This window comes from Streptococcus sp. HMSC074F05 (assembly GCF_001808725.1).
Taxonomy (GTDB): domain Bacteria; phylum Bacillota; class Bacilli; order Lactobacillales; family Streptococcaceae; genus Streptococcus; species Streptococcus parasanguinis_I.
Genome location: NZ_KV794403.1, coordinates 64,232 through 88,562, shown reverse-complemented (window position 1 = coordinate 88,562; position 24,331 = coordinate 64,232). Strand labels below are relative to the sequence as shown.

Annotated in this window: 27 protein-coding genes; 22 read left to right on the top strand and 5 right to left on the bottom strand. The window is 37.3% G+C overall.

All coding sequences use genetic code 11. From position 1 onward, the window contains the following. Window positions 1-113: 113 nt before the first annotated feature. Entirely contained in the window at window positions 114-1,079 is a 966-nt protein-coding gene (locus HMPREF2685_RS01170) for an Abi family protein (protein ID WP_070464784.1), read from the bottom strand. Between the two features lie 201 nt (window positions 1,080-1,280). Continuing rightward, window positions 1,281-1,793, bottom strand: coding sequence for a helix-turn-helix domain-containing protein (locus HMPREF2685_RS01165; RefSeq protein ID WP_070464781.1), 513 nt, complete (start codon window positions 1,791-1,793; stop codon window positions 1,281-1,283). Window positions 1,794-1,950: 157 nt separating this feature from the next. Here HMPREF2685_RS01165 and HMPREF2685_RS01160 point away from each other — a divergent pair, with 157 nt between their 5' ends. From HMPREF2685_RS01160 to HMPREF2685_RS01110, 12 genes are all read left to right on the top strand, one after another. Beyond that, entirely contained in the window at window positions 1,951-2,136 is a 186-nt protein-coding gene (locus tag HMPREF2685_RS01160) for a hypothetical protein (protein WP_070464777.1), read from the top strand. A 78-nt stretch (window positions 2,137-2,214) separates the two neighbouring features. Further along, entirely contained in the window at window positions 2,215-2,403 is a 189-nt protein-coding gene (locus tag HMPREF2685_RS01155) for a hypothetical protein (protein ID WP_070464774.1), read from the top strand. A gap of 144 nt (window positions 2,404-2,547) precedes the next feature. Continuing rightward, entirely contained in the window at window positions 2,548-2,964 is a 417-nt protein-coding gene (locus HMPREF2685_RS01150; RefSeq protein ID WP_070464772.1) for a hypothetical protein, read from the top strand. 354 nt (window positions 2,965-3,318) lie between these two features. Beyond that, window positions 3,319-3,510, top strand: a complete 192-nt coding sequence (locus HMPREF2685_RS01145) for a hypothetical protein (RefSeq protein WP_070464769.1) — start codon at window positions 3,319-3,321, stop codon at window positions 3,508-3,510. A 13-nt stretch (window positions 3,511-3,523) separates the two neighbouring features. Continuing rightward, window positions 3,524-3,790 (top strand): MerR family transcriptional regulator, encoded by a 267-nt coding sequence (locus tag HMPREF2685_RS01140; protein WP_070464766.1) that lies wholly within the window; start codon window positions 3,524-3,526, stop codon window positions 3,788-3,790. A gap of 146 nt (window positions 3,791-3,936) precedes the next feature. Continuing rightward, complete coding sequence (locus HMPREF2685_RS01135; RefSeq protein WP_070464761.1) at window positions 3,937-4,452, top strand: hypothetical protein; 516 nt, start codon at window positions 3,937-3,939, stop codon at window positions 4,450-4,452. Then, window positions 4,449-6,041 carry a DNA primase family protein gene (locus HMPREF2685_RS01130; protein ID WP_070464758.1) on the top strand — a complete coding sequence of 531 codons (1,593 nt, stop codon included), beginning with the start codon at window positions 4,449-4,451 and terminating at the stop codon, window positions 6,039-6,041. Before HMPREF2685_RS01135 ends, HMPREF2685_RS01130 begins: the two co-directional genes overlap by 4 nt. 288 nt (window positions 6,042-6,329) lie before the next feature. After that, complete coding sequence (locus HMPREF2685_RS10670) at window positions 6,330-6,500, top strand: hypothetical protein (protein WP_186821433.1); 171 nt, start codon at window positions 6,330-6,332, stop codon at window positions 6,498-6,500. A 79-nt stretch (window positions 6,501-6,579) separates the two neighbouring features. After that, complete coding sequence (locus tag HMPREF2685_RS01125; RefSeq protein ID WP_070464755.1) at window positions 6,580-6,801, top strand: hypothetical protein; 222 nt, start codon at window positions 6,580-6,582, stop codon at window positions 6,799-6,801. 62 nt (window positions 6,802-6,863) lie between these two features. Beyond that, window positions 6,864-7,724 carry a phage major capsid protein gene (locus HMPREF2685_RS01120; protein WP_070464752.1) on the top strand — a complete coding sequence of 287 codons (861 nt, stop codon included), beginning with the start codon at window positions 6,864-6,866 and terminating at the stop codon, window positions 7,722-7,724. A gap of 11 nt (window positions 7,725-7,735) precedes the next feature. Continuing rightward, a complete protein-coding gene (locus HMPREF2685_RS01115; protein ID WP_070464750.1) occupies window positions 7,736-8,305 on the top strand; it encodes a hypothetical protein in 570 nt (189 codons plus the stop codon). A gap of 382 nt (window positions 8,306-8,687) precedes the next feature. Further along, on the top strand, window positions 8,688-9,083 hold the full coding sequence (locus HMPREF2685_RS01110; RefSeq protein ID WP_083279690.1) for a sigma factor-like helix-turn-helix DNA-binding protein: 396 nt from the start codon (window positions 8,688-8,690) through the stop codon (window positions 9,081-9,083). A gap of 680 nt (window positions 9,084-9,763) precedes the next feature. Here HMPREF2685_RS01110 and HMPREF2685_RS01105 read toward each other — a convergent pair. Then, window positions 9,764-10,297 carry a TetR/AcrR family transcriptional regulator gene (locus HMPREF2685_RS01105; protein WP_003001962.1) on the bottom strand — a complete coding sequence of 178 codons (534 nt, stop codon included), beginning with the start codon at window positions 10,295-10,297 and terminating at the stop codon, window positions 9,764-9,766. A 134-nt stretch (window positions 10,298-10,431) separates the two neighbouring features. Here HMPREF2685_RS01105 and HMPREF2685_RS01100 point away from each other — a divergent pair, with 134 nt between their 5' ends. Then, complete coding sequence (locus tag HMPREF2685_RS01100; RefSeq protein WP_049486028.1) at window positions 10,432-13,227, top strand: YhgE/Pip domain-containing protein; 2,796 nt, start codon at window positions 10,432-10,434, stop codon at window positions 13,225-13,227. Between the two features lie 233 nt (window positions 13,228-13,460). Here the strand turns inward: HMPREF2685_RS01100 and HMPREF2685_RS01095 are convergent, their stop codons facing one another. Beyond that, window positions 13,461-14,144 carry a DUF4947 domain-containing protein gene (locus HMPREF2685_RS01095; protein ID WP_049486001.1) on the bottom strand — a complete coding sequence of 228 codons (684 nt, stop codon included), beginning with the start codon at window positions 14,142-14,144 and terminating at the stop codon, window positions 13,461-13,463. A gap of 89 nt (window positions 14,145-14,233) precedes the next feature. Continuing rightward, on the bottom strand, window positions 14,234-15,481 hold the full coding sequence (locus HMPREF2685_RS01090) for a carbohydrate-binding domain-containing protein (protein ID WP_049486000.1): 1,248 nt from the start codon (window positions 15,479-15,481) through the stop codon (window positions 14,234-14,236). Between the two features lie 214 nt (window positions 15,482-15,695). Here HMPREF2685_RS01090 and HMPREF2685_RS01085 point away from each other — a divergent pair, with 214 nt between their 5' ends. The 9 genes from HMPREF2685_RS01085 (at window position 15,696) to aspS (ending at window position 24,275) form a co-directional block, all read left to right on the top strand. Continuing rightward, window positions 15,696-16,475, top strand: a complete 780-nt coding sequence (locus HMPREF2685_RS01085) for a polyphosphate polymerase domain-containing protein (protein ID WP_070464745.1) — start codon at window positions 15,696-15,698, stop codon at window positions 16,473-16,475. Beyond that, entirely contained in the window at window positions 16,468-17,151 is a 684-nt protein-coding gene (locus HMPREF2685_RS01080) for a DUF4956 domain-containing protein (protein ID WP_070464742.1), read from the top strand. Before HMPREF2685_RS01085 ends, HMPREF2685_RS01080 begins: the two co-directional genes overlap by 8 nt. Window positions 17,152-17,480: 329 nt before the next feature. After that, window positions 17,481-17,609 carry a teichoic acid D-Ala incorporation-associated protein DltX gene (locus tag HMPREF2685_RS01075; protein ID WP_006595368.1) on the top strand — a complete coding sequence of 43 codons (129 nt, stop codon included), beginning with the start codon at window positions 17,481-17,483 and terminating at the stop codon, window positions 17,607-17,609. An 18-nt stretch (window positions 17,610-17,627) separates the two neighbouring features. Further along, the gene (gene dltA / locus HMPREF2685_RS01070) at window positions 17,628-19,178 is read left to right on the top strand and encodes a D-alanine--poly(phosphoribitol) ligase subunit DltA (RefSeq protein WP_070464739.1); all 1,551 of its coding nucleotides are present in this window, start codon (window positions 17,628-17,630) and stop codon (window positions 19,176-19,178) included. Further along, the gene (dltB, locus tag HMPREF2685_RS01065; protein ID WP_070464736.1) at window positions 19,175-20,428 is read left to right on the top strand and encodes a D-alanyl-lipoteichoic acid biosynthesis protein DltB; all 1,254 of its coding nucleotides are present in this window, start codon (window positions 19,175-19,177) and stop codon (window positions 20,426-20,428) included. The genes dltA and dltB overlap by 4 nt, the downstream gene beginning before the upstream one ends. A 15-nt stretch (window positions 20,429-20,443) precedes the next feature. Next, window positions 20,444-20,683 (top strand): D-alanine--poly(phosphoribitol) ligase subunit DltC, encoded by a 240-nt coding sequence (gene dltC, locus HMPREF2685_RS01060; protein ID WP_003002265.1) that lies wholly within the window; start codon window positions 20,444-20,446, stop codon window positions 20,681-20,683. Then, complete coding sequence (dltD, locus tag HMPREF2685_RS01055; protein ID WP_070464733.1) at window positions 20,676-21,944, top strand: D-alanyl-lipoteichoic acid biosynthesis protein DltD; 1,269 nt, start codon at window positions 20,676-20,678, stop codon at window positions 21,942-21,944. The genes dltC and dltD overlap by 8 nt, the downstream gene beginning before the upstream one ends. A gap of 251 nt (window positions 21,945-22,195) precedes the next feature. After that, window positions 22,196-22,423 carry a hypothetical protein gene (locus HMPREF2685_RS01050; RefSeq protein WP_045760041.1) on the top strand — a complete coding sequence of 76 codons (228 nt, stop codon included), beginning with the start codon at window positions 22,196-22,198 and terminating at the stop codon, window positions 22,421-22,423. A gap of 97 nt (window positions 22,424-22,520) precedes the next feature. Then, complete coding sequence (gene aspS / locus HMPREF2685_RS01045; protein WP_070464730.1) at window positions 22,521-24,275, top strand: aspartate--tRNA ligase; 1,755 nt, start codon at window positions 22,521-22,523, stop codon at window positions 24,273-24,275. The last annotated feature ends 56 nt before the right edge of the window (window positions 24,276-24,331 follow it).

Sequence of the window (24,331 nt, the reverse complement as noted above, 5' to 3'; positions counted from 1 at the left end):
ATATCTATAATTTGCGTTTTGGTACATTAACACTGTTCATAGAGTTGAATATTTAACTCCATAAATTGCACCGTATTTTTACGGTGTTTTTTTATTTAATAGATCTAGCTTAATTATTGAGGTAATCTAGCAGTTGTTTTATGCCAGTTTGTAGGAAATCCTAACTCAGATAAAAACAAATCAACAGGAACAGTATGAAGATGTTTTTCAAAGGTTTTAAATCTTGATAATAATGTATTGTGTAATTTAGCGTATTCAATGGAGCTTAAGAAGCACTGTAGAACTATAAAAACATGATAAGGGCTACTTTTAGCACATGAATTACTGATACCGTAGTTAGAATGTAAATCTGGATAGTATTTCACACTGTTCCTACACTTGAAACTAAATAGTCTATTGTCATGGGCGCATACATTTCTAATTTCTCCAATATTCTCAACAAAAGTAATAAGCATAGCACGAGTAAAATGTTTATTAATTTTAATATGTTCACAAATAAAACTATAAAGCATTTTAGAAATCTTATCTTGTAAAGAATTCGGGAGGACTTTTAAGAGAGCTAGCATATCCCCAAATGTCAGGTAATCAATTATTACCCAAAAGGGTATTTCAAGATGTTTACTAAAGTAATGTTGAATACGATTAGTTGTTCTGCTTGATTTATGTTTATCAATTATTTTAACCATTTGTCGGATTACAAATTTAATTGTTGAAATATTATCTTTCTTCAAATGGTTATAGTTTTTTAAATCTAAGTAAAAATAAGGAGTAGAGGCGAAGCTTTCAGAAAATACGTAAGCCATTATTGATTTTATATGTTTTTCTGCTTCTAAAATAGCTTTTAAAAAAGAATACTTAATTTCTTTGTCATAGAAATAACTGTAAGTGATTTCTGAAAAGTTCGTACCTGGAATATACTTATTTGGAGATTGTTCAAAATACTTACTATATCCATTGATAATACTATAATAATTGTTGGTCAGTAGATATTTTTTAGCTCTTTTATAATCTGTAATTATAAGGCCTCGTTTATGAAGTAGTTCGATCTGTCCAGCAATAGTTTTAAAAGGTTTTGGCAAAAAAAAGCACCTCCGTAAAAGAAGGTGCTATTTTCGCGTTCCCGTTTCACTGAGAATTATCGGGCGCTAATTCCTTAAGTACCTTCATTGTAAGATAATTTTTGATGTTAGTCAACAAGAATGTTCAAAATAATTGAATTTTTCTTTAATTTATTATAGTTAAAATTAAAAATTCTAATAAAAGCTGATGGGTTTAGGGGATTATTTCTTAAATCTCTTACTTAATGTATCTCGATATTCTTCTAGTTTTTTATTTTCCTCTATAGAGTACTGACTAAAGTATAATCTTTCAATTATTCCAGCAACTGTTAAAACATCATCTAAATCTAGCCCTTTTAATAAATTATAACTATCTTTGATAATGGTTTTTCTATAGTCTTCTACTCTATCTGATTGTTCCTCAGTTATAAGATTTTTTACTAAGTTAATTTTATTTTTGAGATCGGAGTTTAAATTGCTAGTGTTATCATCTGGATCCAATAAATCTAGTTCATTTACAACACTTGATACAAAGGAATTATTATCTTCATAACCAAGCAAGTAGCCCACACTTACATTAAAATAATCGGATAACTTATTTATGTATTCATGCTTGATTGAGAGTTCTGTTTCCTTCTCCCAGCGGGAAATAGTCATTTCTGAAACTCCTAAAAGATTTGCTATTTCTTTTTGAGTAGTTTTGCTCTTTTTTCTTAGTTCTTTTAATCTATTCATCTTATTACCTCAGTAGAATTATATCACAAAAAATAAAAAAATATATAAAAAATAACATTTTTGTTAAAAAATAGTTGACAACTAACATTTTATTTAGTAAACTACAGTTAAGCTAACAAAAATGTTAGAAAATAAAAGTGAAAGGAGGGTGAAAATATTGCTTATTACCTCAATACAAGCGAAAGCAATCAGACGAAAGCAAGCAGATAAGAAATTGACTGCAAAGCAAGCTGGTGAAGAAATAGGAGTCACACAAGTAACTTACCGAAAAATAAGAGATGGAGGAGAAGTTAAACCATTTATTTATCAAAAAGCTATGGAATGGCTTGCTAAAGACTATTAGACAAAAATAATAATTTATAAATGTTATTTTATATTACCGTTTAAATTGTAAATAGAAAGTACAAAGAAAGGATACAAAATGGATACAAAAATTTCATTTACAGACTTTAAAGAGTTTATTGACACTACCACATTTGAGGCAGAAAACATTATTTTACCACCAGAAAATGGAATGTTAGTTAAATGGGCAGATGATAATGCCCAAGCGTGGAAAATGATCCAAGAAATGCTAGAAAATGGAGAATTAAAGTATACTCCCCAAAAATGATAAAAAAGGACAACAAAAAAAGTCACTTACTCAAAATTTGGCGATGGCGAGTAAGCAACTAATATCAGATATAGGTACGTAGAAAGAGAGACTTTCTAAATACTTTTTATGTACCTAGTATAACAGAAAATAGCGAGGTACACAATGAGTAAAAGAAAGATTTCCCCTTTTACGCAAGAGATTTTACAAGAAATCTATGAAGATAATGGGATTATCACTATTGATTTAATAGCAGATAAATTAAATGGCTGGTCTTTTGATGAAATAAAGAACCGTTTAAACCAATGGCGATACCGTGGTGTAATTTCTTATGTAATTGTTGACGGTGAAATTCAAGATTTCAAGTTTTTAAGAGATAAAAAAGCTGAAAAACAGGAAATGAATGAAGGAAAGCGCCTTAAGATTGATATTTATTTCAGGCAAGTACAGTCAACTCTTGAAATTATGGAAAAATCAACCGCAAGCGATACAAATCGCCTAAAAGCTATCCAGTTACAACAACAAGCATTGAATGAAATTCCAGATGATCTTTATAAGGAGCTAACAGAGGTATATAGTTAATGAATGTTGTTAACTATTATCCAAGGTTATTAAATAGAGCAGTGAATTTAGTTTCACAATTATATAATGGTGAGATTAAACGAAATGATTTTGATAATGCTTGGAAACGTATAGGAAATCAAATTGAACATGAGAAAAAACTAAAAAATTAAACACTTATCAAGAACAGGCAAGCGGATAGGTGAGAAAAGAAAATTGTAGTAAAGAAAGCGTGCTGACAGGGCAATTCTAAGGCTTTGTTTAGTAAATTAATGGATATCTATCCATGAAAAATCGCTATAAACCGCCTATAAATCAGGAGAAATAGCTGATTTATAGGAGGTTAGAAGTTAAAAAGAGAATGAGGGAAATAAAATGAATGAATGGAATTTACCAACTGACAAAACCATTATTTTACTTGTAATTCTATTTAAAATTGTATGGAAAATATGGAATAGACCAAGTCCAATCAAACTAGTTGAAGAAAAAGAAAAGGTAGAAAGTTCAAAAGGATTAAATCCAGATTATGGGGCTTATGTTTGGTTAGCTGGCAAGCGTTTTAATTGAAAGGGGTAAGGATATGGAAATACTTTCAAAGGAAATTCAATTGGAATGGCTTCAAACTCAAAAAGAGACTTTAGAAACCCTTGTGAATTTAGAAATGGAACGAAAAGGGAAACTAGATCTTATTACTAGAGAAGAATTAAAAGAGGCTCTAGGAGTTTCAGGAGAAACACTAAGAAATTGGGAATTGATGGGCTTACAACGTTTTCAAACTCCTATGGAGAGAGCTAGAAAAGTTTATTACCGCCCAAGTGATATTTATTTGTTCTTATCAGTGAGGTAAAGAGAAATGGAAGTAAGATATTACGAACCGTCTAAAGATTTTAACAAAGCAGTATATAACGCTCCCTTTAATCTTCTATTACTACCATTAGGTACAGATGAAGAAACTGAAAAGAAGATCATAGAACATTTTGAGGAGGTGAAAAGATGTATAGACAAGTGATTTTATTTCTACAAGAACAAAAAATACAAGATTTTGACTTTTTGAAGGATAGCCCTACTAGGGTTTATAAAAAGAATGAGTGGTACGCTTTTATTTACTATGAACCAATGGGGGAAAATCTGACAGAACAAGTAAGTCCTAAAATGCTTATCCAAGTAGTAACCAACTCTAAAGAGCTGGAAAGTAGAGGCTGGAAGTTAGTACGTAATTTACCTATTAGTAAATTACAAGGGGATTTACTAGAGTTTTTACAATTATATGAAGTCTATAAATTTAGAAGTGATAAAAATGGCTATGGTTTAGAATTTAATGGGCCATTACTGGAATTTGTTGCGTATGGCCTAAATGATAGAACAGAAGTATCCACCTTTTTAAAAATGATGGTTGGAGCTGGATATGATTTAGAAATAATCATACAGATCTTCTCAAATATCGTTAGAAAGAAATCTCTTGCCCGTGATTTTGTTGAATTGATAAACCGTTATGAGGTGTCAGTATGAATGTAAAAGGAGCGTTAGAAATCATTAAGCAAGAAGAACAAAGCAATATTATCCCCTTTCAAAAACCACCAGAAGAAGTAAGAAAACTAACTACTTTTGTGAATTGGGAAAAGACTGTAAGAGAGTATTTAGATAAATTTAATAATGATCGTCTGAAAAGCTTGATAGAAAAGGGTGCAACAGAAGAGGGAGCAAAAAAAGAAATAGATAAGCCATTAAGCCATACAATGGTAGCAAGTATAATGTTAGATCTGTTTAATTTTTGCCGTATTGATAGCGAGGAAGGGGTAAGCCCTGTATATATCTATGATCCAGATAAAGGTATTTATATAAATGATCTGGAGTTTTTAAAGGACATTATTAACGTGATTGAGTACCGCCATAATGAACGTAGAGCAAACGACTGTATATATTCATTGAGACGACAGACACCACGAAAACAATTAGAAGATAACCTAAATTACATCATTGTAGGCAATGGTATTTACAATCGAACAACTAAACAGTTAGAGCCTTTTACTCCGTCTAAAATATACACTAGTAAAATTAAAACCAATTATAATCCAAACGCTCAGAGGGTGAACATAAAGGGTTGGGATTTTGAGAGCTGGCTTCTAGATCTCTTTTCAGGAGATAAAAGTCTTTATCAACTAGCATTACAACTATTACACGCCTGTATCAGAGGGGAGAGTTTAGGGAAAATGTTTTGGTTTATTGGAGAAGGTGGAACAGGGAAAGGGACACTCCAAGAGCTTTTTATAAATCTTGTTGGGCGTGAAAACATAGCTAGTATAAAGATTACGGATTTAGATGTAAACAATCGCTTCACACTGGCCCAAGCGTTAGGAAAGAGGGCGGTTATTGGGGACGATATTCAACAAAAGGCACTCATTAAAGATACCTCTAAACTATTTTCTCTAGTAGGTGGGGATACTGTTTCAGTTGAAAAGAAGGGGAAAGATGCCTATAGTGCTTATATAAAGACTGTTGTTATTCAATCAACAAATGAAATGCCAAGGCTAGACGGTGATAAAAACGCTATAATGAGAAGAATGGTAATCCTTCCGTTTCAAAGAGTTTTTTCAGATGGGATAAAAAAACCTAATAGAGCTATTAAGTATGATTATATCAAGAGGAAAGAAGTGTTAGAGTATGTTTTGAAGTTGGTAATAGATTTAGAATTTGACGAATTTATCCAGCCAAAAATTTCAAGAAAATACTTACTAGACTATCAACAATCTTTAGACACAATCCAGCAATTTGCTGATGAATTATTTCAAGATATTCAATCAACATTTTTGCCCAATGATTTTGTCTGGTGGCGATTTACTGGCTTTGTAGAGTTTCATAATCACCAAAGTAGTTATACTAGCCAAGGACTAAATAAGAAATTTGAGAAGTACTTACCCAGCGAGTGGAGAAAAACAAAGTATCCTATCACTATTCCAAAAGGTCAAGAATTGCCCAAAGGGTTTAGGCCGAAAGAAGACACTCCGAATTATCAAAATAAAACATATCGTTTTACACCCTCTAAAACTGTGAGGGGTTACGAAAAAAACACTACAGAACATACACATGAAATACACTAAATTATATAAGTGTAGTAGTTGTTAAGTATTGATACAATTGAGTTTTATTATATATTACTACACTACTACACTTAAATAATATAAATAATAATAAAAGAGTGTTGTTATATCTGTATATATACTCTTATAAGAAATTCCGAGTTAGAAAAATAAGTGTAGTAGTGTAGTAGAAACGTGAAAACCCTTGTGGGACAAGGGATTTAAGGAACGGGTGAGTTTTCCCAAGTGTAGGAGCAATTACTAAGTGTAGGAAAAAGCATAAATTTTAAAGAAATAGAGGTATCAAAAATGGAAGAAAATAAATTGAAAAGATATTTAGAAGAAGGCTATATTTTATTTTATAAAAATGGTACAATAGAAGTAGAGAAAGCGCCCATGTTTGGCGAAATTAATTTGAGCTATTCAGATGGTAAGCTTAATCTATTAACAAAAAGAGAAACAAAAAAATATGTCTATTGAGAACAACTCAGGGGCGTACCGTAAGCGATAATGCTAATGGTATGTCCCTTTTTGTATATCAAGAAAGGAGGTGTGGGCTATGGAAAGAAATGTTTTCCCTGATTATGTTGTAGGTGCTAAATTTTCAATGGATCCAGAAAAAAGGAAGAAAATCTTTTCAAACTGTAAAAAGAGTGACAAGAACTTAAATAAAAGGAAACGTGAGATTTTAGAAAAATATGTCAAACATCAACAACAATCAGAAACTAGAGCAGATGATCTTGAAAGTTCGGAGAGTTCTAAAGGACAAGATAACCGCTAGGAACTTTAGGAAGAACTACAAGCAAAGAGCAGATATAAAAAGATAAGAGGAGAAAGACAAAAATGAAAATTGACTTAAAAAACAAAAAAGAAAAATTAGAAAATTATATTCGTAGTATTGGTTATGAAACAACTGGCCTTGAATTGAAAAGTGATCAAGCCATTATTGATCAAGCTGTTATTGATAGTTACAAACAAGATGAAAAGAAAGATTTAGTTTCTCTAATTGATATTATTGAAGTAACTAGCAAAGATGGAAAGTATGAAGAAATTGACTTAGACAAGGTAGGAATGATTGAGATTAGTGATACTCTTGGTGGCAATAGAGATGAAGAAGCTAAGACAGATTTTCTAGAAGTTGATTATAAGATGAAGACATTTGCGGGTTTTCTTAACCTATCAAAAGAACAAATTGATGACGGTATGTATAATCTAGATTCATTCCTAGGAAATAGTATTGCTAAACTTGAGCGTAAAACCATGAACAAAGGAATTGGGAAAGTTCTATCACTTGCGACTGCAAAAAGTATTGCCTCTATCAATGACATTAAAGATCTAGTAGCTCTGGTGAACCCAGAGCGAGAAGTTTCAATTGTAGTTACTAATTCTTTATTTAACCACCTAGAAAAGATGGTAGATAGTTCAGGCTTACCAATTCTTAAAGTAAACAAGGTAGATGGAACTAGTGAAACATTCTATACTGATCATTTTGTAGTAGTAGATGATACTACATTAGGAAATGCTGGAGACAAGCTTGCGTTTGTTGGAGATTTGAAGAACTATGCTAAACTGTTCAAGTACAATCAGACATCTGTAAAATGGGTTACAGACTTAAAAACATATTCTGAACGCCTTGCACTATATACACGTTTTGACGTTAAGAAGGTTCAACCTACATTAGGTTATTTTGCAACTTGGAATTAAGAGGTAGTTAAATGGAGTTAGATTTATCAAAGTACCCTCTACAAGAACTTTATAAAAGATTTGAAGAGGTGGAACAGAAAGAGGCTAATGTTTCAAAGTTTGAAAAAACTGTTTTAGATGAAAAAGTAAAATTACAAAATTTTGAAGGATTTAGCCTAGACGATCTGGAAAGTTTAATAGATGGCAATGAAGTTATTTCACATGATCAATTGAACTTATTAACAAAAAAATTAGAAAGTGTATCAAGAGAGCTTAAAGATATTAAAACAATTTTTCATAGTGAAGTTCCTGTTTATATCCATTTTGAAACACGGAGACGGTTTAGAAAAAGTGGTTTAGAAGCTTCTTACAAAAAAGCTATTAAACATATCATAAAGGAGTTTGAAAAACTTCGATCAATTGAAAAAGAAGTGCAAGAGATCAATGACAAGATAGTAAAAGAAATTTCTAATAAACATAGTCTTTCAGGGTGTAGAACAGAGTTAGAACTAAACGCTATTACACCTCTATTTAAACCAGAGGTAAGCGGTGAAATCTATCTAAATTCAGAAATTAAGAAAGCTAAGGAATTTTTAAAGTAATTCATTTTATATATAGCGGTACTCAACAAGTATCGCTATTACTTTGATTTTTATAGACTTTAACACAATGAGGCAAGCATAAACTGAAAAAATGAAATGCTTAAGATCCTTTTAATAGCAAGGAAAGAGGGAAGATGGTGAGTTTCACAGAATGTAAGATATGTTAAACTGGAGGGAAAAACAAGGTGACAATGACAGAAAAAACACTGGTAAGTAGGTGTTGCAATGCAACAACAGGCAGATACTATGCAACACCTTCTTAAGTTGAAGGGATAGGCTTAAATGAGATAAGGATAGTATAAATACATAGAATAAAGGCTCTAATAACTGAAATATAGGCCATTTAACAGGGCTGGTAGTATATGTATAGGGAGGGGTAATATTGCTTACTAAGGGACAATTAGACAGGCTAGATGAAGAGCTAGACCGTTACAAGAACATAGAGAATAAAATATTTTTGAGAAGACAAGAAATAATTTATAATAAAAAGTTTACTGAACATTCGAGTGGTTCAAATAAAATCAGTAATCCAACTGAAAATACCATTATAAGGCTAGAAAGTGATATAGTATTACGAAATTTAGAGCTTTTTAAGGAAATAGTAGAGCTATTACTAGAAAAATTAACTCCAGAACAGAAAATTTTATTTAAAATGCACTGGCTGGGTGAACAATTAACATGGGAGGAAATATCAGAACGACTTGACAGACCAGTGAGAAGAATTAAAAAGCAAAGAAGAGCTATAATAGAGGCTTATGCTAATATGATCAACCTATAAGAGATTAAATAGATAATTAAATAAGAAAAAATTAAAAGAAAATATAAAATAAGTTACTTGAATAATCATTTATTTGTTATTTTCCAAAAATCCAAAATTTGATTTTCTGTAAAATTTGATTTTATCAATTCTTGAATTTTTCAAGATCCCCCCCTCTTTAAAAAATTTTTTTAGGTCAATCGGGAACCGGTGAAGGGAACTTTTTCCAAGTCGGAGGCTTCCAGATAAAAAGGGGTTGAAAACTAGCTTAAAATGGCCCAGAGTGGCTACTTTTGGAATTTAGAAATATATTGAGAGATAATAGCTATACATTTGTTTTGTATGGCTATTTTTATAGTAAAAAAGCCCCAAAATTTTGGAGCTTAATTCTTGCCTGTTGAACTCATTAGATTTAGTTCCCTTTTTACTACCCTTTAAGTTACCCCAGCATGTCTCACTTTGTTAGTGATTGTTAAAATACAATGTTTTTGGTGGTTAGGTTGCCTTATCATTACTATACATGTTTGAGTGCTGATAACAAAATGCTTTAATTTTAAGATATACTTTGCAGAAAGCCTACTACAGTGGGCTTTTTGTTTTGTCTTAAAGGGTTGATTTCTGGGTTTGCTCTCCTTTTTGTTTTCTTAAAACCTAAACCTGCTAATAAAAAAATCCTGATCTAGATCGATCAGGAGAGACTGTTACCGTAACATTTTCATTAAAAATTCAGCCATTTGTTGAGGGCTTTCTTTTTTTCCGCGAGAAACCCACATTTGACAGACTCCGAAGAAGGCATTGGTCAGATAGACAGAACTGTAGACTCTTTCAATATCTGTTAATGATTTATGACTATAGCGCTCTTGCAAACTATCAACCAGAAGAATCTGTAATTTATGTCGTAAGAAGGTTTGGATCTCCTTGGTTCCATTCTCTGTCAGAAGAACCGCAAAGAGTGGCTCCTTGGTTAGGAATTCGAACACTTCTGTAATCGCTTGGCGCTTGTCGTCTTGGTGTTTGTCAAAGATATATTCAAGCTTGTGAAAGAGTGCTTGTTGGTAGCGCTCGATCATGTCATACTTGTCTCGATAGTGGGTATAAAAGCTAGAGCGACTAATGCCGGATTCTTGTGCTAGCTCAACCGTTGTGATTTGGTCGAATGATTCCTTTTCGAGTAGTCGAACCATCGCCTCCTCAATATTTCGTTTTGTTTTTAATCGTTTATTGCTCTCAGTCATCTGTTAATCCTTTTTGCACAAAATTATACACAGTGTCTAAAAACAAAGATTTCCTACTTGTGAAAATTTCTAGAAACTGTATAATCTATTATATCAGAAATTTAGACAATGTGTATAAAAAGGAGACAAAAAATATGATGAAAGAATGGAAGGCTATTCTTAAAAAGCCAACATTTATCATTGTCATGATTGGAGTTGCTTTGATTCCAGCTCTTTATAATATTATTTTTCTATCTTCCATGTGGGATCCATATGGCCAAGTTTCGGATCTTCCTGTAGCGGTTGTCAATAAGGATCAATCTGCTACATATAATGGACAAAAGATGGAAATCGGAAAAGACATGGTGTCCAATTTGAAGGACAATGACTCACTTGATTTTCATTTTGTAGATGAGAAAGCTGCGAAAGATGGTCTTAAAAATGGCGATTATTATATGATTGTAACCCTGCCTGAGGATCTTTCAAAGAAAGCTAGCTCCATCTTAACCAATCATCCGGAACAGATGACCATTGATTACCAAACATCCAGTGGTCATAGTTTTATCGCAGGGAAAATGAGCGACACTGCGATGACAAAGATGAAGCAGTCAGTGGCTGAAAAAGTGACCAATACTTATACAACAGCTTTATTTTCTAAAATGGGATCGCTTAAAACTGGTATGGGGACAGCGGCAGATGGAAGTGCTAAATTAGCAGATGGTGCAAGTAAATTGGAAGATGGTGGTCAAACACTATCTACTAATTTGAATACATTGGCTCGTTCAAGCTTAGCATTTTCAGATGGTGCGACTACTCTTCGTACGGGTCTAGCAGCCTATACAGATGGTGTTGGTCAATTAGGAAATGGTCTCAATCAAATGGCTGGTCAACTTCCAAACTTGGTATCTGGCGTCAATCAATTAAATAATGGGTTTGGTACTTTTAATACAGGCTTGATGGCTTACGCTACCGGAGTGGATCGATTAGGAAATGGTCTCAATCAAATGGCGAGTCAAACCCCTCAGTTAGCTTCAGGAGTTGGTCAATTAACCAGTGGTATGGGGACACTCAATGATGGTCTTGGGAATTATACCAATGGCGTACGTCAATTGAATTCAGGCCTATCTAACTTTTCAAATGGTTTAGCAACCTATACAAATGGAGTCGCTACTTTATCAGAAGGAGCGGGTCAATTAAGTAGTCAATCTGCTACCCTTCGAAATGGGGTTTCACAATTAGAATCAGGTATTCAAACATTATCAAGCCAGCTACAAGCTTCTACAAGTCAATCTGCTCAGATTGATCAATTGGCAGCTGGTTTAAACCAATTAAATGCGGCGATTCAAAATGCTTCAGTAGATACCAGCCAACTGTCGTCTGGATTGACGAGTATTGCGAATTCAGCTCAATCAATCCTTGCTTCAGCCCAAGCGGATCGTGCAAATGCCCTTGCAAGTGTGCAAGGGACAGCAGCCTATCAAGCAATGACAGCTGACCAACAAGCGGAAATCAATGCGGCAATCTCATCGAGCCCAAGCTCGAGTGAAACGGCGGCTCAAGGAATCTTGACTACGATTCAAACGATCCAAGGTAGTTTGAATACAGGGAATAGCTTGACACAACTGCAAACGGCAGCCAATCAAGTTTTACCGACAGCTTCTTCTACCTTGACAGACTTGTCAAGTGGCTTGTCTAAGATCCAATCCGCAGTTAGTGGACAATTGTTGCCAGCTAGTCAAACCATCAGTCAAGGGATCGGCGCTTATACAGCTGGTGTCGATAAAATCGCTAATGGAGCAACCCAACTTCAGACGAATAGCAGTACTTTAACAAATGGGGCTAGTCAGTTAGCAGCAGGTGTTGGCCAACTAGATAGTAAATCATCAGAATTACTTGCAGGAAGCAATCAATTAGCTTCTGGTCTAGGTGAGTTAAATGGAAAGATGCCTGCCTTGACATCAGGCATGAATCAACTGGCTTCAGGAGCGACCCAATTAACAGGTAAGTCGGGTGAATTGGTTGCTGGTGCTGGAAAATTAGCTGACGGTGTAGGACAATTGAACAGCAAGACTCCAGAGTTGGCAGGTGGTGTCAATAAACTTGTCACCGGGGTCAATCAGTTGACAGAAAAATCAGGTCAACTGGTGACCGGAGCTGATAAACTAGCCGACGGTGCAAATCAAATCTCAGATGGGTCCAGCAAATTAGCAGCAGGTGGCCAAACATTGACAAATGGTTTAGGTGAATTAGCAACAGGAAGCCAAACCTTGAGTCAAGGATTAAACGATGCTAAGGGACAATTGAATGTGGCTACAACTGAAAAAGAAAACGCTAAAACCTTAGCAGATCCTGTCACTTTGTCTAAAACAGACCATGACAATACCCCTGTGAATGGTGTCGGAATGGCTCCTTATATGATCTCGGTAGCTCTCTTTGTTTGTGCCTTGTCAACCAACATGATCTTTGCAAAATTACCATCCGGTCGTCATCCTGAAAGTCGCTGGGCATGGTTTAAATCTCGCTTTGAGGTCAACGGAACGATTGCGGTGATTGCAGGAGTCTTGGTCTATGGTGCCGTTCACTTGATTGGTTTATCAGCTAATCATGAGATGGCTACTCTCTTCCTTTGTGTGATTGGTAGTGTATCTTTCATGTCTATCGTAACAGCTTTAACGACATGGCAAAGAAAAGTCGGTGCTTTCCTTTCCTTGATCCTCTTGCTCTTGCAATTGGCTTCTAGTGCAGGAACTTATCCTCTTGCTTTGACAAATGGATTTTTCCAAGCTATTCATCCATTCTTGCCAATGAGTTATACCGTTTCTGGTCTTCGTCAAACGATTTCGATGACAGGAGAAATTGGAAATCAAGTGGCCTTCCTTCTGATGACTATTGTTCTTTTTGCAGGCCTCGGAATGTGGTTCTATAATCCAAAAAAATATGAAGAGGACTAATCTTCGGGAACTCCCAACAGAATGTGTTGGGAGTTTTTTGTTTCATGTGAAACAAAAGGCTGGGACAAAAGTCCTAGCCTCTCAATTATTTTTGGATTGTCGAGCAAGACGCAGTGGTTGAGTGGGCTCTACTACGCTGATTTCATCAGCTTTTACAGCCCTACTCAACTGTGCGGAGGTGGGACGACGAAATCGAATTCTAACGAATTACCGATTTCTGTCCCACTCTCTTATTATTTAAAGAAGACAACATCAGGATTTGGTGTAATATAGAGAAGTTGGTCGTTTTCAAAGACCAGTTGGATAGTGTTGTTTTTATAGGTGTAAATGGTGTAGTTTACTCCGAATTTAGAAGCTTGTTTGAGATCAACAGCTCCCATCAAAAAGGCGTGAGCTTGTTCCCCTGTGATTTTTCCCTCGTGGTAGAGCCCTTTAATATTTTCTAATTCGGTATTTTCAAAAGATTCGGCAATATAAGCAGGGTCTGTTATTTGTTTCTCTGGATTTCCAAGAATTGTTTGGACAAGAGCGGTGGTATATCCTTCATAATCCGGCGTCTGTGCAAAAATTTTATCGTCATTTCTAGAGTAGGCTACTTTTAAGTTCCCTGTCGCATAAATTTTATCTTTGGGTGCTTCTTGAGCATTTCTAGGGAGTCCTTCGGTTGTGACGATGTCCGAAGAGGGCTGTGTAGTGGTTGAAGGAGAGCTAGAGGAGTTGCTTGAGCTATTTGAACTAGTTGAACGAATCGGGTGGCTAGAACGACTCGAGCTACTTTTTTTAAAGGTTTTCTTTTTTGAGCTGGTAGCAGTGGGTACTTTTTTAAAGTTGATCTTAAGGTCCGGCACACAGGCTGATAGAAAAAGAAGAGACAGCAAGAGTGTGAACAAAAGAGGTAGTGTCTGTTTTTTCATCATGTTCCTTTCGATAAGCTGATTGAATTTCTATTCTATCATAAAAAAGGCAACAAAAAAAGGTCAGGAAGAAATCCTGCCTTTGTTTGTTATTATTGATGCCCGCCTCCAGGTCCACCGCCTTGAGGTCCGCCACCTCCGGGAGCACCACCGCCTCCAGGCATGGAGTTGACAATTTCCGTTTGTTTTTCACCGTTGATATAGATGTCTCCACCAGTGTAGGTAGCAGTACCATCAAAGTCGAATCCAGATTGACCCGTTAATTTAATGGTTCCTCCGGTAACAGTGATATTTCCATTCGAATCAATTGGATCGGTATCGCCTTGGCCAACTTCAACGTTGAGGGTTCCACCATTCATAGTGAAGAAAATTTCATCTTGGTTGGCATTAGCATTGGCTGCATTGACACCATCATCGGTTGCATAGATGGTTATATCACCACCGTTGATGGTGATCGATTTTCCTTCGAGACCTTCGACAGACTCTGTTACCTCATAGGTTCCGCTATCGATGATCAGATCACCAGAAGCATGGATTCCATCGTCCCCAGCTGAAATGGTCATGGTATTGTCAGACAGATACATGGTTCCAACAGAAGTATCTTCATCATTATCCACCTTAACGGCATCTTCATCTGCGTCAATGGTCATGGTCGTGCCAGTGATATTGAGTTCGTCATTGACATTGAAGGCATCTCCTACAGCCTTGATTTTATAGGTTCCACCCGTGATGTGGAGGGTATCATTAGCCTTGATCCCATTGTTCTTCTTGGCATCAATGTTGAGCGTACCTGAACCATTGATGGTGAGGTCGCCTTTAGAGAAGATGACCGCATCGGCATCTTCATCACTGTTTGAACTTGAATCAGACAAGGTATTAGTCGTGCCATTTGCTAGAGTCAGGTAGACATGCCCTGCTTTCGTAGCAGAAATTGGTGCGTTGGTGTTGGTCATGGTAACGCCTTTCAAGACGATGTGAACATCATCTGAGTCACCTGCTTCGACTTTGATTTGAACCCTATCGGATTCACCAGAGATGACATAAGTTCCGGCCTTCGAGATGGTCACAGTTGATCCAGAAACGGCTACGCCATCCCCTGAAACAGTTGCAGACGAACCAGATAGTTTGACAGTAGATGCTTTACTTTCATCATATGAGGTATCTGAATCTTTTTCGGTAAAATAGTCAGATTGCTTGGTTTCAGTCGTTTTCTTTGAGACACTAGAAGCAGTTGTTGTTGCGCTTGTTGTAGCTGATTGAGATGATGCTTGGCTACACGCTGTTAGTAGGGTGAGGGTTGCGGCCCCCGTTAATAAAAATTTCCATTTGTTTGATTTCATGAGCTTTTCCTCTCGTTCAATTGATATGCTCCTAGTCTAAAGTTGCTAGCTGAAAGTTTCCTAAAGTTTTTCTGAAAGGAACCTTAACTTTAGTTTTCTTTAAGTTTGGCTTAATGACCAGTTAAGAAAGTCCCATTAAACTAGAAAGCACGTAAGTCGTATTCATACTTACCGAAGGTTAGAAACAATAGATCCCCCTTAAAGGAGAAGAAACATGAAAAAAACAATTGAGACAAGTTTCAAACGAATCGAAACAAAATATATCGTCGCAAAAGATGACGTGAAGGACTTGATCAAAGACTTAAAAGAATACGTCGTAGAAGATAATTACCCAACCTCAACCATTTCAAAAATTTATTTTGATACGGAAAATTTTGATGTCATTCAAGATGCTCTTGCCAAACAACACCGCCGTGAAAAAATTCGGATGCGGACTTATATAGAAAAACCTCAAGCAGACAGTCCAGTATTTCTAGAGGTGAAGTCAAAAGATGAAGAAGGAATTGGCCATAAATTCCGTCTAGTCGCCACTTCGCAAGCCATTATCAACTTGATGACAGATGGGAAAGTAGATCATCAGATACAAGATCCAGACTTAGTGCAAGAGATTCAGAGATTGCGCAAACGTTATGGTCATCGATTGGAACCACGGATGTTCATTTATTATGATCGTTTGTCTCTCAAAGAAAAGAAATCCATTCAGGGTTATCCTTATCAGAAGATTCGCGTGACAATCGATCAAAACTTAGTCTTTCGAGACCAGGCTGTTAGCCTTTTTGATGGGAAGAAAGGAGAACCTCTACTAGAGGATGACTTCGTGATCATGGAAATTAAGGCTCCTGGCCAAGAACCTAAATGGCTAAAGGATATTTTAGAGAAGTATGGTTTGGTGAAGCAGAAATTTTCAAAATATAGCTGTGCTTATCATAAATCACAAGGCTTGGATTATGCCCCAAGACCAGTTCAAGAAACGGTAGGTGCTGCCTATGTCTAATCTATTTGATTCTATTTTTAATAATGCTACAGCAACGGTGGATCCCTTGCGCTTGCTGCTGGCCCTTTTGGTCAGCCTCTTTCTAGGGATGGCCCTATCTTGGACCTATAAATATCGGACACTTTACACTCGAGAGTTTGTCATTAGTTTGACCTTGCTTCCTTCTATGATGACCTTAGTGATCTTTTTGGTCAATGGAAGTTTGGGAACCTCGATTGCAGTGGCAGGGACCTTTAGTTTGATCCGTTTTCGTTCGGCTACGAGTGGTTCTAGAGAGTTGATTGCCATTTTCTTAGCTATGATTATAGGACTGGCAGCTGGATCTGGCTATCTTTTATTGGCCATTTTAACAACCCTCTCTTTACTAGGAGTGTGGCTGGTATTGGAGAACAAACAGAGTAAGGCAGACCATCAACGGCGCCGCCATTTGACTATTACCGTCTCAAAACAAGATTCTGTTGCAGAACAAATCAGCCAGTTGTTGGACCAAAGTTGTTCAGAAATTGACTTTATTTCTGTCACAACGGCCCAAGCTGGAGAACAACTGACCTTGAACTATGAAGTAAATATGAAATCGAACATCGATGATTTTGGCCTTGCTAATCTATTGATTAGCGAGATTGAAAATTGTGATGTCGCTCTGACAAAGAAAGCGAAGAAAAGAAAGAATTTATAACTGCTATCCTACTTTAGGATAGTTTTTTAGGGTTTTAAGAACTTTTTAAGAAAAAGTGGTATACTGTTTCTAAAAAATTGAAGGAATCCCTTATGAAAAAGACTGCTATTTTTGAAGATGTCGTCTATGACCCATGATTCATCAAGGCAATGTAAAATAGAATAGGATTTCAACCAGAAAACTGATTAAAGAAAAATGCTTTCGTTAAACGGCTTGAATGATCTGAAATGATAACGTTTTCTACCACATTCTCACTATGTTTAAAATTGCTTACTTGGTATAAAAAATGGTAAAATAGTGAGTAACAATCAAAATGAAGAGTGAAACTTATGAAACATAAAACACTTTATAAATTTATCGGGCAGACGATCTTGTATTTCGCCATTTTCCTAGCCCTACTTTATTTCTTTAGTTACCTTGGTCAAGGTCAGGGTGGCTTTATCTATAACGAATTTTAGAAAAGGAGACTCCTAGCCGTGTCAAACCAACCAATTACTGATATGATCGAGACAATTGAACGTTATGCGCAACTACAACCAGACTATCCGGTTTACAATGTCCTTGGTGAGGAACATACCTATGGCCAATTGAAGGCTGATTCAGATAGCTTGGCTGCCTACATTGACCAAATGGGACTTCCTGAAAAGTCACCTGTAGTGGTCTTTGGTGGACAAGAGTATGAAATGTTAGCAACCTTTGTAGCCTTGACAAAATCTGGCCATGCCTATATCCCAATTGATAGCCACTCTGCCTTGGAGCGCGTGTCTGCCATTGTTGAAGTAGCAGAGCCAAGCTTGATTATTGCCATCAATGAATTTCCATTGGAAAACCCAGCTGCTCCAATCATGTCCTTGGAGCAAGTGCGTGAAGCTTATGCGGCTCAGCATGCCTATGACTTGAAACATCCGGTCAAAGGGGATGATAACTACTACATCATCTTTACCTCAGGGACAACTGGGAAACCAAAAGGGGTGCAAATTTCGCACGATAACTTGCTCAGCTTTACCAACTGGATGATTACGGACAAGGAATTTGCAACGCCAGAGCGTCCGCAAATGTTGGCGCAACCGCCCTATTCCTTTGACTTGTCTGTCATGTACTGGGCACCGACCTTGGCTCTTGGAGGAACGCTTTTTGCTCTTCCATCAGCTATCACTCAAGACTTCAAACAACTCTTTGCGACCATCTTTTCTCTTCCGATTGCTATCTGGACTTCAACACCATCTTTCGCAGATATGGCCATGTTGTCTGAGGATTTCAATGCTGAAAAGATGCCAGGTATCACCCATTTCTATTTTGATGGGGAAGAGTTGACCGTTAAAACGGCTCAGAAATTGCGCGAGCGTTTCCCAAATGCGCGCATCATCAATGCCTACGGCCCAACTGAGGCAACTGTAGCTCTTTCAGCTGTAGCCGTAACAGATGAGATGTTAGCGACTTTGAAACGTCTGCCAATTGGTTACACCAAAGAAGATTCTCCAACCTTCATCATTGATGAGGCAGGAAACAAATTGCCAAATGGTGAGCAAGGGGAGATCATCGTATCTGGCCCAGCCGTTTCAAAAGGTTATATGAATAATCCAGAGAAAACAGCAGAAGCTTTCTTCGAATTTGAAGGTCTTCCAGCCTACCATACAGGAGATGTCGGAACCATGACGGATGAAGGCCTCCTTCTCTACGGTGGACGGATGGACTTCCAAATCAAGTTTAACGGTTATCGTATCGAGCTAGAGGATGTCTCTCAAAACTTGAATAAATCGAAGTATATTGACTCAGCAGTCGCAGTACCGCGTTATAATAAAGATCACAAGGTCCAAAATCTCTTGGCCTATGTCATCTTAAAAGAGGGTGTCAAAGAACAATTTGAGCGCGAAATTGATATCACGAAAGCCATTAAGGAAGATTTAGAAAACATCATGATGTCTTATATGATGCCTTCAAAATTCCTCTATCGTGACAGCCTGCCATTAACACCAAACGGGAAAATCGACATCAAAGGGTTGATTAGCGAGGTTAATAACCGATGATCGAGTTTTTGAAACAGCTCCCTCATTTAGAACACTATGGAACACCGATCTATTTTATCTACCTCATTCTAGCTTTTTTGCCGATCTTTGTGGGCCTCTTTTTCAAAAAGAGATTTCCGGTATATGAAGGACTTGTGAGTCTGATCTTTATCATTTTGATGCTGACAGGTTCGAATCTCAAGCAAATTTATGCCCTGCTCTTTTACGTAGTCTGGCAAATCTTGATTGTGTATTCCTACAAAATCTATCGTCAGAAAGCGGACAACAAGTGGATTTTCTATCTTCATTCCTTCTTGTCTGTCTTGCCCCTGATCTTTGTTAAGGTAGAGCCAGCAATCAAGAATGGGCACCAATCCTTGTTTGGTTTTTTAGGGATTTCGTATTTAACCTTCCGAGCTGTCGGAATGATCATCGAAATGCGAGATGGTGTCTTGAAAGAATTCACACTTTGGGAATTCTTACGCTTTATGCTCTTTATGCCGACCTTCTCAAGTGGGCCGATTGATCGTTTCAAGCGTTTTAATGAGGATTATAAAACCATTCCTGAGCGTGAAGAATTATTGGATATGTTGGAGCAAGCTGTTAAGTATATCATGTATGGCTTCCTTTATAAATTTATCCTAGCTCATATTTTTGGCCACTTATTGTTAGGCCATGTGCAGACCTATGCCTTGTCTCAAGGTGGATTCTTCAATATCGGAACGCTGGGAGTCATGTATGTTTATGGCTTTGACCTCTTCTTTGACTTCGCGGGTTATTCGATGTTTGCTTTAGCAGCTTCTAATCTGATGGGGATTAAAAGTCCCATCAACTTTGATCGTCCTTTTAAATCACGTGACTTAAAGGAATTCTGGAATCGTTGGCATATGAGTTTATCTTTCTGGTTCCGTGATTTTGTCTTTATGCGTCTCGTAATGGTTCTGATGCGCAATAAAGTGTTCAAGAGCCGGATCACGACCTCAAATGTTGCCTATATTATCAATATGTTGGTTATGGGCTTCTGGCACGGGGTGACCTGGTACTACATCGCTTATGGGCTCTTCCATGGGCTTGGACTGGTCATCAATGATGCTTGGATTCGCAAGAAAAAGACCATCAATAAAGAAAGAAAAGCAAAAGGATTGGATCCTATACCGGACAATCGTTGGACCAAAGCTTTAGGGATCTTTATCACCTTTAACACAGTGATGCTGTCCTTCCTGATTTTCTCAGGATTCTTGGATCAACAATGGTTTCCAAAATTGAAATAAAAGGAGAATAAAAAAATGGATGTAAAATCACAAGTAATTGAAATTATTGACGAATTGTTTATGGAAGATGTCTCAGACATGATGGATGAGGATCTCTTTGATGCGGGTGTCCTTGATAGTATGGGAACAGTCGAATTGATTGTAGAACTGGAAAATCGCTTTGGCATCCGTGTTCCTGTATCTGAATTTGGACGTGATGATTGGAATACTGCTAACAAGATCGTAGAAGGTGTAACGGAGCTTCAGAATGCTTAAGCGTTTGTGGCTGATTTTAGGGCCCGTATTTTGCGCGCTCCTCATGGTAACAGCTTTATTATTCTTTTATCCAATCAATCATAAGCACAACTATACCGAAGAGAAAAAAGCTGCGGTTAGTCTGAATGCAGAAGGATTCAAGAGTCGTACAAAGAAACAAGAAGCACTTTCTGATCCACAGCATCGCTTTGTTCCTTATTTCGGCTCCAGTGAGTGGTTGCGCTTTGATGTGGTGCATCCAGCAGTTTTGGCTGAAAAATATGACCGCAATTACAGACCCTACTTTTTAGGAGAACGTGGTGCGGCTTCTTTGAACCAATATTTTGGAATGCAACAGATTTTGCCAGAACTCAAGGACAATACAGCTGTTTATGTAGTTTCTCCGCAATGGTTCACCAAGAAGGGCTATGATTCCTCTGCCTTTCAACAATTCTTTAATAGCGATCAGTTGAATAGCTTTATTGCCAATCACCAACAGGATGCTGCATCTCAGTATGCTGCAAAACGCCTGTTGCAGCAGTATCCAAATGTCGCCTTTCAAAGTGTTGTAACGAACATTTCTCAAGGAAAGAAAATTTCCAGATTTGATCAGTCTTTGAACCAGTTTGTTTCCCACCTTGTCCAACGCGAAGATGCTTTGTTTAGTAATCTTGCAACGCGTACAAACGGGAATTACGATAAGAAGGTCAAAAAACGTCTACAAGATTTACCAGATCAATTCTCATATGAGAAATTGGAAGAAATTGCAACGGCTGAAGCAAAAATCAAAACCAATAATAACGACCTTGGAATCAGCAATCATTTTTACAATACTCGTTTAAAAATGAAGTTGAAGAAACTAAAAGGTTTCCAAAAAAACGAATCCTATGTTCAATCTCCAGAGTACAATGACTTGCAGTTGGTTCTAGACCAGTTTGCTAAATCTCGGACCAATGTCATCTTTGTGATTCCTCCAGTCAATGCCAAATGGATGAAATACACAGGCTTGAGCCAAGAAAAGTATGAACAGGCTGTTCACAAGATTCGTTACCAATTGGAAAGTCAAGGATTCACCAATATTGCAGACTTTTCTAAAGATGGTGATCAGCCCTACTTTATGGAAGATACGATTCATATGGGATGGAATGGTTGGCTAGCCTTTGATAAAGCGGTCAATCCCTTTGTCACAAAGGCTGAAAAAGCACCAACTTACCATCTAAATGATCGCTTCTTCAGTAAAGATTGGGCCCAATATAAAGGAACACCAGACGAATTTAAATAATGCTTGATCAAAGGGGGCAGGATCGAATCCTGGCTCCTTGATTTGTGAGGAAAGGGACGGAAAGTCACAAGTAAGCAAGATAGTTATCCACAGGCTGTGGGAAACTTGCTTGTAAATGGATGAAAACAAGTCCTGATGCTGATGAATCTTCCTCTTTTAAGGGGAAAATAGGTAAAAGTTATCCACATTTTTGTGGATAAGTGATGAAAAACAGTGGATAAGTCAGCTAGCATGTGAAAAGGAGAAATAGTGTGAAAAAAATTTGGTTTTACGCAATCGTTCAGGGGATTGTTATCTTTTTTATTGTGGGTGGCATGACCTACGCACTTAGGGGAGATTTCTTTTTCCGTTACTTATCCCCTATTTTTGGACTAGCAGCAGCTGTCTTGAGATTTGGGACGGCGACTTTAATGAAGGTGATAGCCCCCACTCTCTACGATGATCCCAAAAAGAAGGAAGAAGTTGGCCACGATAACTAAAGAAGTTGGTAACTGAAAAAGTTGAGCTAAAGGCCACTTTCTGCGGGTCTTTATGGTAAAATAGAAGGAAGAATATTAGTTTGGAGATTAATTAGAAATGAAACGTTCAATGTATGCTGGACGTGTTCGTGAAGAACACATTGGAACTCATATTACCTTGAAAGGATGGGTTAGCCGTCGTCGCGACTTGGGTGGTTTGATCTTTATTGATTTACGCGACCGCGAAGGAATCATGCAATTGGTGATCAATCCAGAAACAGTTAGTGCAGAAGTGATGGCTACAGCTGAAAGCATCCGCAGTGAATATGTTGTAGAAGTGACAGGTCTTGTGGAAGCTCGTGAACAAGCGAATCCGAACTTGCCAACTGGAGCAGTAGAACTCAAGGTAGAGACTATTACGGTTCTTAATACTGCCAAAACAACGCCATTTGAAATCAAGGACGGAATTGAAGCCAATGATGATACTCGTCTTCGTTACCGCTACTTAGACCTTCGTCGTCCTGAGATGTTGGAAAACCTCAAACTCCGTGCAAAAGTAACTCATTCAATACGCAATTACTTAGATGAATTAGAGTTTATTGATGTGGAAACACCGTTCCTTTCTAAGTCAACTCCAGAAGGAGCACGTGACTACTTGGTTCCTTCCCGTGTCAACAAAGGCCATTTCTATGCCCTTCCACAAAGTCCTCAGATTACAAAACAATTGTTGATGAATGCCGGTTTTGATCGCTATTATCAAATCGTGAAGTGTTTCCGAGATGAGGATTTACGGGGAGACCGTCAACCTGAGTTTACACAGGTCGACTTGGAAACCTCTTTCTTGAGTGATCAAGAAATTCAAGATATCACAGAAGGTTTGATTGCACGTGTCATGAAAGAAACCAAGGGAATTGAAGTAACACTCCCATTCCCACGGATGAATTATGATGATGCGATGGCCTTGTATGGTTCAGATAAACCAGATACACGTTTTGAAATGTTACTTCAAGACTTGACAGAGCTTGTCAAGGGTGTAGACTTCAAAGTCTTCTCAGAAGCTCCAGCAGTTAAGGCGATTGTTGTCAAAGGTGCAGCGGATCATTACTCTCGTAAAGACATCGATAAATTGACAGAAGTTGCGAAGCAATACGGTGCAAAAGGTCTTGCTTGGGTGAAATATGCTGAAGGTGCTTTGAACGGTCCTGTTGCGAAGTTCTTGACAGACTTGACAAGTGACTTGACAGCTGCTTTACAGTTAGAAGACAAAGATCTAGTTCTCTTTGTAGCAGATACTCTTGAAGTAGCCAATGCAACGCTTGGTGCTTTGCGTGTTCGTCTTGCGAAAGAGCTTGACTTGATTGACAACAATCAATACAACTTCCTTTGGGTAGTGGATTGGCCAATGTTTGAATGGTCTGAAGAAGAAGGCCGTTATATGTCTGCTCACCATCCATTTACACTCCCACAAGCTGAAACAGAGCATGAATTGGAAGGAGATCTTTCAAAAGTTCGAGCAATTGCCTATGATATCGTCTTAAATGGCTATGAATTAGGTGGAGGAAGCCTACGGATTAATCATAAAGATTTACAAGAACGGATGTTTAAGTCACTTGGATTTACAAAAGAAGCTGCCAATGAACAATTTGGTTTCTTGTTGGAAGCAATGGATTATGGTTTCCCACCACATGGAGGATTGGCGATTGGTTTGGACCGCTTCGTGATGCTTCTTGCAGGTGAAGATAATATTCGGGAAGTCATTGCCTTTCCGAAGAATAACAAGGCGACAGATCCAATGACACAAGCTCCTTCTGTCGTTTCTGAAAAGCAATTGGATGAGTTAAATCTTCAAGTAGAACTAGCAGAGCAAGAATAGGACAAGAGAGAAAAGGGAAAGTCTAGGAATCAGTTGCTCTAAGATCTTCCTTTTCT

Coding starts and splice junctions, on each gene's coding strand:
- dltB (WP_070464736.1), top strand. CDS start 19,175: ATGATCGAGTTTTTGAAACAGCTCCCTCATTTAGAACACTATGGAACA.
- HMPREF2685_RS01165 (WP_070464781.1), bottom strand. CDS start 1,793: ATGAATAGATTAAAAGAACTAAGAAAAAAGAGCAAAACTACTCAAAAA.
- HMPREF2685_RS01150 (WP_070464772.1), top strand. CDS start 2,548: ATGAGTAAAAGAAAGATTTCCCCTTTTACGCAAGAGATTTTACAAGAA.
- HMPREF2685_RS01085 (WP_070464745.1), top strand. CDS start 15,696: ATGAAAAAAACAATTGAGACAAGTTTCAAACGAATCGAAACAAAATAT.
- HMPREF2685_RS10670 (WP_186821433.1), top strand. CDS start 6,330: ATGGAAGAAAATAAATTGAAAAGATATTTAGAAGAAGGCTATATTTTA.
- HMPREF2685_RS01140 (WP_070464766.1), top strand. CDS start 3,524: ATGGAAATACTTTCAAAGGAAATTCAATTGGAATGGCTTCAAACTCAA.
- HMPREF2685_RS01155 (WP_070464774.1), top strand. CDS start 2,215: ATGGATACAAAAATTTCATTTACAGACTTTAAAGAGTTTATTGACACT.
- HMPREF2685_RS01090 (WP_049486000.1), bottom strand. CDS start 15,481: ATGAAATCAAACAAATGGAAATTTTTATTAACGGGGGCCGCAACCCTC.
- HMPREF2685_RS01130 (WP_070464758.1), top strand. CDS start 4,449: ATGAATGTAAAAGGAGCGTTAGAAATCATTAAGCAAGAAGAACAAAGC.
- HMPREF2685_RS01095 (WP_049486001.1), bottom strand. CDS start 14,144: ATGATGAAAAAACAGACACTACCTCTTTTGTTCACACTCTTGCTGTCT.
- HMPREF2685_RS01145 (WP_070464769.1), top strand. CDS start 3,319: ATGAATGAATGGAATTTACCAACTGACAAAACCATTATTTTACTTGTA.
- HMPREF2685_RS01125 (WP_070464755.1), top strand. CDS start 6,580: ATGGAAAGAAATGTTTTCCCTGATTATGTTGTAGGTGCTAAATTTTCA.
- dltD (WP_070464733.1), top strand. CDS start 20,676: ATGCTTAAGCGTTTGTGGCTGATTTTAGGGCCCGTATTTTGCGCGCTC.
- aspS (WP_070464730.1), top strand. CDS start 22,521: ATGAAACGTTCAATGTATGCTGGACGTGTTCGTGAAGAACACATTGGA.
- HMPREF2685_RS01105 (WP_003001962.1), bottom strand. CDS start 10,297: ATGACTGAGAGCAATAAACGATTAAAAACAAAACGAAATATTGAGGAG.
- HMPREF2685_RS01115 (WP_070464750.1), top strand. CDS start 7,736: ATGGAGTTAGATTTATCAAAGTACCCTCTACAAGAACTTTATAAAAGA.
- HMPREF2685_RS01080 (WP_070464742.1), top strand. CDS start 16,468: ATGTCTAATCTATTTGATTCTATTTTTAATAATGCTACAGCAACGGTG.
- HMPREF2685_RS01100 (WP_049486028.1), top strand. CDS start 10,432: ATGATGAAAGAATGGAAGGCTATTCTTAAAAAGCCAACATTTATCATT.
- HMPREF2685_RS01075 (WP_006595368.1), top strand. CDS start 17,481: ATGAAACATAAAACACTTTATAAATTTATCGGGCAGACGATCTTGTAT.
- dltC (WP_003002265.1), top strand. CDS start 20,444: ATGGATGTAAAATCACAAGTAATTGAAATTATTGACGAATTGTTTATG.
- HMPREF2685_RS01120 (WP_070464752.1), top strand. CDS start 6,864: ATGAAAATTGACTTAAAAAACAAAAAAGAAAAATTAGAAAATTATATT.
- HMPREF2685_RS01135 (WP_070464761.1), top strand. CDS start 3,937: ATGTATAGACAAGTGATTTTATTTCTACAAGAACAAAAAATACAAGAT.